At 50.5% G+C, this 12,861-nt stretch carries 11 protein-coding genes; 4 read left to right on the top strand and 7 right to left on the bottom strand.

All coding sequences use genetic code 11. From position 1 onward, the window contains the following. The first annotated feature begins 378 nt into the window (after positions 1-378). Together lexA and ABD892_RS01020 are read left to right on the top strand one after the other, a co-directional pair. Complete coding sequence (gene lexA, locus ABD892_RS01015) at positions 379-984, top strand: transcriptional repressor LexA (protein ID WP_345192923.1); 606 nt, start codon at positions 379-381, stop codon at positions 982-984. A 74-nt stretch (positions 985-1,058) separates the two neighbouring features. Beyond that, a complete protein-coding gene (locus ABD892_RS01020) occupies positions 1,059-1,571 on the top strand; it encodes a SulA-like leucine-rich domain-containing protein (protein ID WP_345192925.1) in 513 nt (170 codons plus the stop codon). On the opposite strand, the gene ABD892_RS01025 is transcribed toward ABD892_RS01020, so the two are convergent. From ABD892_RS01025 to ABD892_RS01050, 6 genes are all read right to left on the bottom strand, one after another. Continuing rightward, entirely contained in the window at positions 1,549-1,782 is a 234-nt protein-coding gene (locus ABD892_RS01025) for a hypothetical protein (RefSeq protein ID WP_345192928.1), read from the bottom strand. The genes ABD892_RS01020 and ABD892_RS01025 overlap by 23 nt on opposite strands. Positions 1,783-1,860: 78 nt before the next feature. Further along, the gene (locus ABD892_RS01030) at positions 1,861-2,370 is read right to left on the bottom strand and encodes a DUF6586 family protein (protein WP_345192930.1); all 510 of its coding nucleotides are present in this window, start codon (positions 2,368-2,370) and stop codon (positions 1,861-1,863) included. Then, the gene (topA, locus tag ABD892_RS01035) at positions 2,367-5,012 is read right to left on the bottom strand and encodes a type I DNA topoisomerase (RefSeq protein WP_345192932.1); all 2,646 of its coding nucleotides are present in this window, start codon (positions 5,010-5,012) and stop codon (positions 2,367-2,369) included. Before topA ends, ABD892_RS01030 begins: the two co-directional genes overlap by 4 nt. Before the next feature lie 493 nt (positions 5,013-5,505). Then, positions 5,506-6,681, bottom strand: coding sequence for an acetyl-CoA C-acyltransferase FadA (gene fadA / locus ABD892_RS01040; RefSeq protein WP_345192934.1), 1,176 nt, complete (start codon positions 6,679-6,681; stop codon positions 5,506-5,508). Between the two features lie 79 nt (positions 6,682-6,760). Further along, complete coding sequence (gene fadB / locus ABD892_RS01045; RefSeq protein WP_345192936.1) at positions 6,761-8,905, bottom strand: fatty acid oxidation complex subunit alpha FadB; 2,145 nt, start codon at positions 8,903-8,905, stop codon at positions 6,761-6,763. A 311-nt stretch (positions 8,906-9,216) separates the two neighbouring features. Further along, a complete protein-coding gene (locus ABD892_RS01050; RefSeq protein WP_345192938.1) occupies positions 9,217-9,666 on the bottom strand; it encodes a hypothetical protein in 450 nt (149 codons plus the stop codon). A 136-nt stretch (positions 9,667-9,802) separates the two neighbouring features. Here ABD892_RS01050 and ABD892_RS01055 point away from each other — a divergent pair, with 136 nt between their 5' ends. Together ABD892_RS01055 and ABD892_RS01060 are read left to right on the top strand one after the other, a co-directional pair. Beyond that, the gene (locus ABD892_RS01055; protein WP_345192940.1) at positions 9,803-10,237 is read left to right on the top strand and encodes a universal stress protein; all 435 of its coding nucleotides are present in this window, start codon (positions 9,803-9,805) and stop codon (positions 10,235-10,237) included. Between the two features lie 102 nt (positions 10,238-10,339). Next, positions 10,340-11,419 (top strand): malate dehydrogenase, encoded by a 1,080-nt coding sequence (locus ABD892_RS01060; protein ID WP_345192943.1) that lies wholly within the window; start codon positions 10,340-10,342, stop codon positions 11,417-11,419. A 64-nt stretch (positions 11,420-11,483) separates the two neighbouring features. Here the strand turns inward: ABD892_RS01060 and ABD892_RS01065 are convergent, their stop codons facing one another. Beyond that, entirely contained in the window at positions 11,484-12,800 is a 1,317-nt protein-coding gene (locus ABD892_RS01065; protein WP_345192945.1) for a TolC family outer membrane protein, read from the bottom strand. Between the last annotated feature and the right edge of the window lie 61 nt (positions 12,801-12,861).

Raw genomic sequence — 12,861 nt, forward strand, 5'->3', positions numbered from 1 at the left:
ACCAGAATCAGTGTTCAAGACTTACCAGAATGGGTGTTCAAGAGTTACCAGAATCGGTGTTCAAGTTGTGCCAGAATACGCACTCATTTAGTATCGTGTATCTGGACTACGCCAGTCGTCTGCAACCCCTTGCAGTTACTGGGTTTTCACCCATTTATACCCACGATCATGCAGATATACCCGCCCACTCCCTTCTATCTCATTCCTTATGTCTGGGTACAAAATTACACACCCTAATAACAGATCATCTCTGTTCGGACTGTTTTCTTCTACGAAAACGGCTGATCACTACAACCTACCGATAACATTTTTATTGCAGCCACAAAACAACTGTATATAATCACAGTTACTGTATATAACGACAGAATAGGTAGCGCCATGATTAAGCTCACACCCCGTCAGGCAGAAATTCTGGCTCTCATAAAATCCCATATCGAAGTCACCGGCTTTCCCCCGACGCGCGCTGAAATCGCCAAAGAGCTGGGATTCCGCTCCCCGAATGCCGCAGAAGAACACTTACGCGCGCTGGCCCGTAAAGGTGCCATTGAAATCATTTCCGGTGCTTCCCGGGGAATCCGCATCCCTGATGACAATCGACATGAAGCAGAAGGCTTACCCATTATTGGCCAGGTTGCAGCCGGTATGCCGATCCTTGCGCAGGAACACATTGAAGACCACTGCAAGGTCAACCCGGAGTTTTTCCACCCAAAGGCCGACTACCTCCTGCGGGTTAAGGGTATGAGTATGAAAGACATCGGTATCATGGATGGTGACCTGCTGGCAGTCCATCGCACATCTGATATTCACAATGGCCAGATCGTCGTAGCCCGTATCGATGATGAAGTCACTGTAAAACGGTTTGAGAAAAAAGGTGCCAAAGTCTTGCTTCACCCGGAAAACGAGGAATTCAACACCATCGAAGTCGATTTAAAAACCGACCACCTCACCATAGAAGGGCTGAGTGTCGGAGTTATTCGCCACTAAGGCATACGGATGATCAATAAAACAGTTTTAGCAAGATAAACCAGGGCTTTTTGGAGAGACTGATGATGTATTCGATGATTCAACCACAAACGCTTCATCCGCACGAAATCGGACTCCCTCAATCATCCGACATGAACCAGGACGGCTATCAGCAAGATCGTCCGTATGGTCATGTCAATGAAGTCATTGCCCCTGCCTTCAGCAGCCTCAGCATCTGCCTGATCACACCTATCCTGTCACAACTGACACGTAACCACGATGACCGCTGGCTTACCTTGATTGCATCATCGGCCTTTACCAGTGAGATCAGTCATTGGCTTAAAAACGCCGACCTGAATACCAACAAGCTGCTCATGCTGACAGCTGATACGCCTGAACAGGCGCTAAATCTCGCCTGTCGCGCATTGCGTAGCGGCAACAGTCATACGGTCGTAGCTTGGATAAACGATCTCTCTGAGCAAGGTCTTGAAAAGCTAGAACAGGCCGCTATTTCGGGAAGATCGGATGCATTGGCGATTCGCGGTCGTCGAGCTGCCACCCAACAACCCGCATTACCTGAATTGCTCAGTGCAGTCTGCGCCCGATGAACAGAGACGCCTCTGCTTCATCGACCCCGGTTGCAGCCTGCATTCCGGCATTCAGCATGACTTTGGCGACATCCAGGTAGCGGTTATCCAGGTATTCCAGTACATCTGAGGAAAACTTCATGGTTAACAGTGTTTTGTGATCATGGCGGGTTCTTAAAACAATCTCCCCCTCGGAAATCTCAACAATCTCTAACACATAATCATCTGACATCTACACTGCTTTCCTGATTGTACGGCTAGGGAATGGTCGGCTTGACGCTTAATCGAAAAAGCATACTGCCGCAGGCCATCACCATTCAACCATTTGCGATCGGACCCAGGTAATCATTGCTTTCAATGACTCGTAAATCATTCGGTAGCTTTCAGGTGCATCGGTAAATTTAACTATATGACTACTGTGATCCCTTAGGGGAATATATTCAACAGGTGTACTTTCAACCATGCCTGTAGCTGAAGGTAGCCAGCAGCCATCCCATTTCACCAACAATGCCGACAACCAACTTTCCTGAGTTTCTTCAAGTTGAAACAGTGCGGACAATTCCGCCACTGTTTTACCGTATTTCTCAGCCACTACGGCTGCCTGATTGGCGGTTTCGGCGCTGGCATCAATATCTGCAGCATCCAGCATTTCCGCCAAAAGTGATCGATAACCGCCAACGGCATGAAACAGGAAGCTTTCCCGGAATGCCTCACCCTCAACAGGCAAGGCATTGCTGGTCAGCAAAGACTCCCAGCGATCAAGATTGAGACGAGCCATATACAATTTCTGATTGGTTCTGGCCCGCACGGACTGCTTCATGCCTGTTTTTTCTTCTTGATTTGCTTTTCCTGCCAGCGACCATCTTCATAATGTGCCTGCCAACCTGTCGATTTGCCATCCACTTCTGTCATGATATATTGCTGACCGGTCTTACGGCTAAACCGGATAATACTGGGATTACCATCAGGATCAGTAGCAGGTGCATCCAGAAGAAAATGGTACTTGCTGTCAATCGCCTTGCGGTGAGGAATCAATTCACTCACAAGCGGAGCACGGGTTTCCCGGTTTTTCGGAAACTGGCTTGCCGCCAGAAAGAGGCCCGACGCGCCATCACGCAGAATGTAGGTATCATCCACCTTGATACAACGCAGCTCCGGCATGGGCACAGGATCCATTTTCGGCGGCGCTGGCTGACCGTTTTTCAGTAATTTTCGAGTATTGCTGCACTCACTGTTGGTACAACCAAAATACTTACCAAACCGGCCGCTCTTCAGCTGCATTTCAGAACCGCACTTATCACATTCCAGCGTTGGGCCTTCATAACCCTTGATCTTGAACTGTCCCTTTTCAATTTCATAGCCGTCACAATCCGGGTTATTACCACAGATATGCAGCTTGCGCTGTTCATCAATAAGGTAGCTGTCCATCGCGGTGCCACACTTGCCACATCGATGCTTGGCACGGAGCGCATTCACTTCTGCGTTCTCGTCATCAGCATTGATAGCTTCTTCACCTGGCACCAGATTGATCGTAGTCTTGCAGCGTTCTTTCGGCGGCAAGGTGTAACCAGAACATCCCAGAAATACACCTGTACTTGCTGTACGGATCTGCATATGACGACCGCAGGCCGGACATTCAATGGCTGTCAGTACCGGCTCGTTAGCGCGCATACCTCCATCGGTCTGCTCAGCCTGTTCCAGCTTCTGCTTGAATTCTGCGTAGAAGGCATCAAGCAGCTGCTTCCATTCTTTTTGGGATTCCGCCACTTCATCCAGACTCTCTTCCATTTTCGCTGTGAAGCTGTAGTCCAGAAGATCATGGAAGTTTTCTACCAGACGGTCTGTGACTATATCGCCAATTTTTTCTGCATAAAACCGTCGATTCTTCAGTGATACGTAACCACGATCCTGAATCGTTGAAATAATCGACGCATAGGTCGATGGACGGCCAATACCCCTCTTCTCTAATTCCCTGACCAGCGCTGCCTCAGAAAAGCGTGCAGGAGGACGAGTAAACAGCTGACGAGGATCCAGCTTATTAAGGTTCAGCCTCTGCTGAGGCTGGATATCCGGCAAAATTACGTCTTCACCTTTCTTGGACAGTGGAGGAAGAACCCGGGTGAAACCATCAAATTTCAGCGTACGTCCCTTGGTTTTCAGTTCGAACTGTCCTGCCTCAACAGTGATACTGGTACTCAAATACCGTGCAGGCACCATCTGACAGGCAACAAACTGCCGCCAGATTAAGTCATACAAACGTTCTGCATCTTTCTCCAGTCCGGACAAGGTACCCGGTGAGGCTTCAACATCAGAAGGCCGTATTGCTTCGTGAGCTTCCTGTGCACCATCCTTACTGGAATAGATATTGGGCTGATCGGGCAGATAATCATCCCCAAAACGACCATTAATATAATCACGCGCAGATGCCACTGCCTCAGCACTCAAATTAATTGAGTCGGTTCGCATATACGTAATATGCCCCGCCTCATAGAGACGCTGCGCCAAGGTCATAGTCTTCTTGACACTGAATCCCAGCCGCGTACTGGCGGCCTGCTGAAGAGTAGAAGTGATAAATGGCGCCGGCGCTTTAGTAGTCGTCGGCTTGTCGTCCCGCGCACGTACCGCATAACCCGCAGACTTCAATAAAGCGAGCGCAGCATCGGTTTGCGATTTGCTTACAGGACGGAAATTTTCACCATTTTCTTTGGTGACCTGGAATCGTGCCGCGTCACCACTACCCGTGGCAAGATCCGCATACACTTCCCAGAACTCTTCAGGTACGAACTTTCTGATTTCGCGTTCGCGCTCAACAATCAAGCGGACGGCAACTGACTGAACACGCCCAGCAGAAAGACCTCGAGCTATTTTGGCCCAAAGCAATGGTGAAACCATGTAGCCCACGACACGATCAAGAAAACGCCGTGCCTGTTGCGCATTGACGCGATCTATATTCAGACGACCGGGGCTCTGGAAAGCCTCATTAATCGCACTCTTTGTAATTTCATTGAATGTGACACGACGATAGTCGGCTACATCAGGACCGATGGTTTCCTGTAGGTGCCACGCAATGGCCTCTCCCTCGCGATCCAAATCCGTTGCGAGATAAACGGTTTCAGCGGCCTGGGCCAAACGACGCAGTTCATCGACCACTTTTTCTTTGCCCGGCAGTACTTCGTAGTGCGCATCCCAGCCGTTTTCAGGATCAATACCCATCCGGCCGATCAGCTGCTCACGCGCTTTCTTCTTCTTATGCTTTTCTTTCTGCTCAGGTGTCATTTTGCGGGTTTCAGCCGCTGCCTTCGCCCGCGCTTTCGGATCAACAGGCGTGCGAGAACCACTGCCGCTGACCGGAAGATCCCTGATATGGCCGACACTGGACTTGACGATAAAGTCTTTTCCCAGGTACTTGTTGATGGTTTTCGCCTTGGCGGGCGACTCCACAATGACCAGTGATTTACCCATACTGTTTTTCACATCCTGTTGCGGGTTCCTGCCTCACGGTTCAGATCGGGACAGGGGAGCTATGCAGATCGCGTCAATATATAAGGTTTAACATACGCCGGGTCAAGAAAGCGAGCCAGGTGACTGATTCAAAAGCGTTTTATCTGTTTTACCAACAAACCAGCCCCAAAAGCTACCCTGCCAAATCAATTAAGGGATACCTTCTTCACCGTACGAATGCAAACACTGTTAAAACCGAATCTAGTGAATCAATGCGAGATACGCCAATAACAGTACGGATTGAAACACTGACAACACAACCATCCCCCGTCACTTGCTGTCATGCCAGACAGCTGAATGGATAGCGTTTTCCAGAACAATGAGACAATCAATCGTCCCCACGGACAGCGATCTTTTTCGGCGGAAAACTCTACTCTATTTGTCAGGGTAAAAACAACAGACCCCGGCAAAAGGTTACCGGGGTCTGATTTATTTCACACTTTTGGACAACGACTTATACGCGCTCGATCACCGTAGCAATGCCTTGCCCCAGGCCGATACACATGGTCGCGAGTCCCAGGGTGCCGTCTTTCCACTCAAGCACGTTCAGGAGGGTGCCAGTGATCCGCGCACCGGAACAGCCCAGCGGATGGCCCAATGCAATCGCACCACCATTGAGGTTGACACGATCATCAATCTTATCGAGCAGCTTGAGATCTTTGGCAACGGGCAATGCCTGCGCCGCAAACGCTTCATTCAGCTCAAAATAATCAATATCCTCAATGGACAAACCAGCGCGCTTCAATGCTTTCTTGGTAGCCGGCACGGGACCATAACCCATGATCGCCGCTTCACAGCCCGCCACAGCCATGGAACGAATCTTGGCGCGGATATTCAATCCTGCCGCCTGTGCGCGCTCCGCAGACATTACCAGCAGTGCAGCAGCGCCGTCAGACAGCGCTGAAGAAGACCCTGCAGTCACAGTACCGACTTTCGGGTCAAAGACCGGCTTAAGGCTACTCAATGCATCCAGAGTGGCGTCTTGACGGATAACCTCATCGATCTCGCACTTCACCTTGAAGCCGTTGGCATCATGACCTTCGATGGCTACGATTTCATTCTTCCAGCGACCTTCTACGGTCGCTTCCCAGGCCTTCTTGTGGGAACGCAGCGCGAATTCATCCTGCTGCTGACGGTTAATGCCATGCATACGGCCCAGCATTTCAGCTGTCAGGCCCATCATGTTGGACGCTTTCGCGTAATGCTTGGAACCTTCCGGGTTCAGGTCGATGCCATGATCCATTTTTACGTGGCCCATGTGCTCTACACCGCCAACCACAAACACATCACCATTACCGGTAGCGATGCCCATGGCCGCAGTATGCAGCGCCTGCATGGAAGAGCCACACAGGCGGTTAACAGTCTGTGCTGCCACTTCACGGGGCAGATCCGCCAGCATCGCGATATTACGGGCGATGTTCATGCCCTGCTCTTTGGTCTGGTTTACACAGCCCCAGATCACATCTTCTGTTTCGCGGGTGTTCCAGTTCGGGTTACGTGCCTTGAGGGCCTCAACCAGCTCGGCAGACAGCTTTTCTGCCCGAACATTACGAAACTGTCCATTTCTGGACTTACCCATCGGTGTGCGGACCGCATCGACGATCACCGCATCTCTCGGATTCAGACTCATGTCGTTTGCTCCTGAATTCTTATCAGGCCCGGAACAGGCCGGGCCAGGCGTTATCTGTTACGGAATATCCTGAACAACCTTAAAAGAAGGTTTTCCCTTCAGCGGCCATTTTCCGGAGTCCTTCGGTTGCCTGGTACAGCGGTCCGAGGTCCGCATACTTGTCAGCCAGGGCAACAAACTCAGCAACGCCCATTTCATCGATATAACGCAGCGCACCACCGCGGAATGGCGGGAAGCCAATACCGAAGATGAGGCCCATGTCAGCATCCGCCGCAGTCTGAACGATGCCGTCTTCCAGGCAACGAACCACTTCCAGACACATCGGGATCATCATACGCGCAATGATTTCATCCGTTTCAAAGTCACGACGATCCGCACATACCGGCGCAATCAGCTCATAGGTGCTTTCATCAACGACTTTCTTCGGCTTGCCACGCTTATCGGTTTCGTACTTGTAGAAACCAAGATTATTCTTCTGGCCCAGACGGTTGTTTTCGAACATCACATCAACCGCGCTTTTGAAGTCACGCTTCATGCGGTCAGGGAAGCCGTCTGCCATGACGCCTTCAGCATGCACACCGGTATCAATACCAACGACATCCATCAGGTAAGCAGGGCCCATTGGCCAGCCAAAGCGTTCCATGACCTTGTCGACCTGCTGGAAGTCAGCACCGTCACGCAGCAGTCCGGCAAAGCCGCCGAAGTAAGGGAAGAGGACACGGTTCACCAGGAAGCCCGGGCAGTCATTCACAACAACCGGCGTCTTACCCATGGCCTTGGCATAGCTGACCACAGTGGCAATGGTTTCTTCACTGGTCTTCTCGCCACGAATGACTTCCACCAGCGGCATCATGTGCACGGGGTTAAAGAAGTGCATCCCACAGAATTTTTCTGGACGATCCAGCGCTTCTGACAGCGTATTGATGGAGATTGTTGAAGTATTCGAAGTCAGGATTGCATCATCACGAATCTGCTTCTCAGCTTCAGCCAGAACGGCATGCTTGACCTTGACGTTTTCGACAACAGCTTCGACGATAACGTCAACTTCTTTGAAATCGCCGTAAGACAGGGTGGGCACAATGCGGTTCAGGGTATCCCCCATCTTCGCCGCATCCATCTTCTTACGCTCGACCCGCTTGACCAGCAGCTTCTTTGCCTCATTCAGGCCCAGATCAATACCGGCCTGATTGATATCTTTCATGATGATCGGCGTGCCTTTGTAGGCAGACTGATAGGCAATACCACCGCCCATGATACCAGCACCGAGTACAGCGGCCTGTTTAACGGGCTTGGCTTTTTTCTCGTAAGCCTTAGCGGTCTTCTTCAACGCCTGATCATTCAGGAACAGGCCGATCAGGTTGCCGGCCACGGAAGTCTTGGCCATTTTAACGAAGCCTTTTGCTTCAATTTCAATGGCTTGATCACGTTTCTTGCCAGCATGCTTCTGCATGACCTTGATGGCTTCAACCGGCGCTGGATAGTTAGGGCCAGCCTTACCGGCAACAAAACCGATGGCCGAATTAAACGCCATCATCTGCTCCATGGGGGGCAGCTTGACCGCTTCCAGTTTTTCCTGGCGCTTGACCAGATAATCCAGCTCACCCGCTCCTGCGCGCTTAACCAGGTCAATGGCCGCTTCCAGCAGTTGCTCGGGTTCAACGACCGCGTCAACCGCACCCACTTTCAGCGCAGCATCCGCACGGTTCTCGTTGCCCATGCAGATCCACTCAATGGCGTTGTCTGCACCCACAACACGGGACAGGCGAACCGTTCCCCCGAAGCCCGGGAACAGACCCAGCTTAACTTCCGGTAAACCCACCTTGGCCTTGGTGGACATCACCCGATAATCAGACGACAGACACATTTCAAATCCACCGCCCAGAGCCATGCCGTTGATGGCAGTCACAGTGGGCACCGGCAGATCTTCAAAGTTACTGAACACCGCATTGGCTTTCAGCACCCAGCCCATCAACTCTTCTTCAGGCAGGGCAAAGGTATCAGTAAACTCAGTGATATCGGCACCGACGATAAAGACGTCTTTGGAACTGGTAACAACCACACCCTTGACATCACTGCTGGCCCTGATGGCATCAGTGGCCTCATGCAGTTCTTTCAGAGTGGTCTGGTTGAACTTGTTGACGGACTCCCCTTGCAGGTCAAAATTCAGCTGAGCAATGCCATCATCCAGCAACGTGACGGTGATGGCCTGGCCTTCGTAAATCATGAACGTTTCTCCACGTTTGTGCGACACTCTAGGCCTGTACAACAACCCGCTGCAGCCAAGGTCCGCACCGGGCATTGAAGGATTTTTTCACTGCCATTCCCTGGCCACCTGTTCGTGTTCTGACAAAGGATCATATGCAATTCATACGACCGTTTGAATCCGGTGTGAAACCTTCACGGAAAAGCTAGGTAATGTCAAGGGCGATTTAGGTATTTACCGACACCGGCAACCTGAAGAACCGAACAGAATGTCCTGCAAAATAGCAGTTCTATTCACCGGCTACAGCATCATCGCCTTTTAACATCTAATGGTTAGAGATAGGTATCTCGCAGTGAGATCAAAACAGCATGAAGCTGATCAATGGTATTTTTATCACCCCGTTCATCCCATAAAGCGACCACACTCATTTGCCGGATAGTGATCTGAACAACGCCTGACGGGAGCACTTCAAGTAATCCAGCAATAGCTGGCTGATTCAGCGCATCAGGCAATACCCAGGCATGATTTTTCATACGCTTGAGAACGATTGGAATATGGATATTCAACGAACGTTCGGTTGGCAGGACATACTCCATCCAGTGAGCTTCCGTGTCACAGACATCAGGCAGTTTCTCCAGTTCCCTGCACTCACTGACATTCATTTTTTGGCTAATAGCCGCCTGCCGGAATGCCATTTGCTGACGTTCCCTCTTCGACGGCATCAGCCACATCAGATTCCCTGCAATCACTGCCAAAATCAGTAAAACTATGAGCCAGGTCATACACTTCTCAGCATTTTGTTTTAGTATGTTGATGTAAGTCTGCCTGCATGTCTCGGTTTCGGGCAAGGCCTGTCGGCAAAATCGGGCGGATAGACATCAGGAATAGCCTCTTTACGAACCGGAAAAGGAACATACAATGAGCCTGTACAAGCACGTTCTGGTAGCTGTCGACCTGACCGAGGAAGCTGATGAAGTGCTGAACAAGGCCCAGGCTATCGCCGAAGCCAATGACGCCCGGCTGACCCTGGTCCATGTCGTGGAGCCCCTCAGTGTCGCCTACGGCAGCGATATCCCCCTCGACCTGACCACACTGCAGGATGAGATCACCCAGCAAGCCCGCGAGCGGATCAACAAACTGGCTGGCAAAATCAATATCGAAAAAGGCGATCAGCACGTAGTGTACGGTCGTCCTGAACGGGAAGTTCACCGCATCGCCGAAGAACATGATATTGACCTCATTGTCGTTGGCAGCCATGGCCGGCATGGTCTGGCACTGATCCTTGGATCAACATCCACCAGCATTCTCCACGGTGCTACCTGTGATGTTCTGGCCGTTCGCGTCGGGAAATAAACCCGTCATTCCGTTAAAACGGGGTAGTCATCCACTGACTACCCCGTTCTCTTGACTACACTTCCCTCTGCCCGTTTCACTTCAACGAAGGTTAATCCCCCTATGAAGAAACCTGTGCGTGTCGCCGTTACCGGCGCAGCGGGAAGCATCAGCCGAGCCCTGCTCTTCAGGATCGCCGCCGGCGACATGTTTGGTAAAGACCAGCCGGTTTATCTCCAATTGATCGAAGTCCCCCAAGCCATCGATGCTCTTCGGGGTATCGCCATGGAGCTGGAAGACTGCGCCTATCCACTGATGCATTCAATCAGTCTGCATGACAACCCGGACAGCGGTTTTTCTAGCGCACATTATGCGATTCTTATCGGTGCGAGGCCTCGCGCACAAGGCATGGAGCGTAGTGACCTGCTGACGGCAAACGCCGAAATATTTTCCGTGCAGGGCCAGGCGATCAATCGCTACGCCAACCCGGATGTCCGGGTATTGGTGGTCGGCAACCCGGCCAACACCAATGCATTAATTGCCTGCAGCAATGCCCCCGACTTGAGCCCTACACAATTCAGCGCGCTCACCCGCCTGGATCACAATCGAGCCGTTGGCATTCTGTCCAGTAAGAAATCCTGTAACCCGCAGGATATTCGAAAAGTGATAATCTGGGGCAATCACTCACCGACCATGTACCCCGATCTCCACCACGCAATGATGCATGGAAACCCTGTCATGCCACAGATTGACACCGAGTGGTATCGCAACTCCTATATCCCACGCATACAGAAGCGTGGTGCGGAAATCATCCAGGTTTGCGGACACTCCAGCACATCGTCAGCCGCACAGGCGATCATTGATCATATGCATGACTGGGTACATGGCACGCGACAAAACGACTATGTCAGCATGAGTGTCATGAGTGATGGCAGCTATGATGTCGAAAAAGGCATATTTTTCTCCTATCCAGTGCGATGCAATTATGGCAGGTATCAGATTATCAATGGCCTGACACTGAACGACCTTTCAAGGGATTACTTCAAAATCACGGAACAGGAGCTTCTGGAAGAAAGGGATGCAATCCGACACCTGATCCCGACAGACTTCCTGCAAAATTTAGAATCATACGGTAGCCAGACTACCAACAACAATGTACCTGGGCACTATCTTGGCCCAAGAAAAATTAATGATCGAATTTGATTAAAATCGAAGGCTTGGCCCGATTGATACGGGCCAGTTTATTGCGTGTTTTTTTTATTCCTTATCACCCTTCCTGCTTATTTTGAATCGAGGAAAGCTTGAGTCGTTCCATTAACTGACCCGCCGCATTCAGTAAACGAAACTTTGACAACATGATATCAAATTCATGTCTAACGAACGTTTTTCTGGCCTGATACAATTCCGTCGCGGTATTCAAGACATCCACCAGGGTACGCTGCCCCAGGTCAAACTGCTTGGTGTACGCATTCAACGTTTTAATACTGTTATTAACATGTTCCTGTAAATAGGGCTTTTGCTGTGTTAATGACTCATACAGATACCAGGCTTGCTTGAGCTCTAACACGAGTCGTCTATGCGTTTTCTGCCTTTCCGCACGGATTAACTGCGCCTGCGATGCTGCCTGTCCCACCAGCGCCAGATCTGCCCCACCACGGTACAAATTGTATGACATGCTCAATTTGGCCACAGAGCTTTCATCATGCCCGGTCACACCGTCCGCATCACGACTCCTCTGATGGGTAAATTCAACATTCACACTGGGATAATAAACACTCTGGCTAGCCTGGTAAGCCGCATCTGCACTGTTAACCTGCTCCTGTGAGGCTCGCATCAGAGGATGTACATCCAGTTGATTCATTGCCTGATCCAACGTCTTGAACCCAAGTTTGAGCACCTCTGGCATCAACAGGTTTTCAGCTTTACGATTAACCACTGCAATATAACTGCTCAACGCCCTATTAAGTTCACTTTTCGCGCCTACGACAAACGCTCTGGATTGAGAGGTTCGACCACTAATCTGGGCCAGATCGGATTCACTCGCTAGCCCCTGATTAAACAAACTCGTGATCTGTTTTTTGGTTTTTTCATGCAGATCCCTGTTACTCTCTGCCAGTTCAAGTTGTTTCTTCTTCTCAAGAACACTGATATAAACTTCAGCCACCTTTAGTGCAATAGATCCCTGCGTATTCAGCGACTCATATTCTCTGGCTTTCGCCCCATGGTCATATTGCTCCATACGACGAATGGTTTCGAACCCCTTGAACACATTTTGGCGAACAATGAGCGAAGACTCATTTCGCTCTATATTATCTTTATCATTACCATTACTACGTGTACTGGGACTATCTTTTCGCTGAACACCAATGGCGGCACTGAGATCCATTGTCGGATACAGGCCGGCTTCACTCTGATCTGCTTTAAGGCTTTCAGTATTCACACGGCTCTGGGCGGCAAGAATATCAGGGTGTTCTTTCAGGGTAATAAGTATCACTTCCTCCAATGTTGTCGCATTGGAAGATGTAATCCAGGCTGATACCAACCAGATTGACAGATTTTGTATTATTAAGCGCCTGTTAATCATACGAATTCCCTGAAGGGCAGAACGCTTTCCCTATTGACTCACACACCACACACGTCACTAG

Origin of the sequence: Kistimonas scapharcae, from assembly GCF_039540975.1 — a bacterium.
GTDB lineage: Bacteria > Pseudomonadota > Gammaproteobacteria > Pseudomonadales > Endozoicomonadaceae > Kistimonas > Kistimonas scapharcae.

Excerpts from the sequence above, each read along its gene's own strand:
- ABD892_RS01030 (WP_345192930.1), bottom strand. The coding sequence starts at position 2,370 with ATGAAGCAGTCCGTGCGGGCCAGAACCAATCAGAAATTGTATATGGCT.
- ABD892_RS01055 (WP_345192940.1), top strand. The coding sequence starts at position 9,803 with ATGAGCCTGTACAAGCACGTTCTGGTAGCTGTCGACCTGACCGAGGAA.
- lexA (WP_345192923.1), top strand. The coding sequence starts at position 379 with ATGATTAAGCTCACACCCCGTCAGGCAGAAATTCTGGCTCTCATAAAA.
- ABD892_RS01060 (WP_345192943.1), top strand. The coding sequence starts at position 10,340 with ATGAAGAAACCTGTGCGTGTCGCCGTTACCGGCGCAGCGGGAAGCATC.
- ABD892_RS01025 (WP_345192928.1), bottom strand. The coding sequence starts at position 1,782 with ATGTCAGATGATTATGTGTTAGAGATTGTTGAGATTTCCGAGGGGGAG.
- fadA (WP_345192934.1), bottom strand. The coding sequence starts at position 6,681 with ATGAGTCTGAATCCGAGAGATGCGGTGATCGTCGATGCGGTCCGCACA.
- ABD892_RS01020 (WP_345192925.1), top strand. The coding sequence starts at position 1,059 with ATGATTCAACCACAAACGCTTCATCCGCACGAAATCGGACTCCCTCAA.
- fadB (WP_345192936.1), bottom strand. The coding sequence starts at position 8,905 with ATGATTTACGAAGGCCAGGCCATCACCGTCACGTTGCTGGATGATGGC.
- ABD892_RS01050 (WP_345192938.1), bottom strand. The coding sequence starts at position 9,666 with ATGACCTGGCTCATAGTTTTACTGATTTTGGCAGTGATTGCAGGGAAT.
- ABD892_RS01065 (WP_345192945.1), bottom strand. The coding sequence starts at position 12,800 with ATGATTAACAGGCGCTTAATAATACAAAATCTGTCAATCTGGTTGGTA.
- topA (WP_345192932.1), bottom strand. The coding sequence starts at position 5,012 with ATGGGTAAATCACTGGTCATTGTGGAGTCGCCCGCCAAGGCGAAAACC.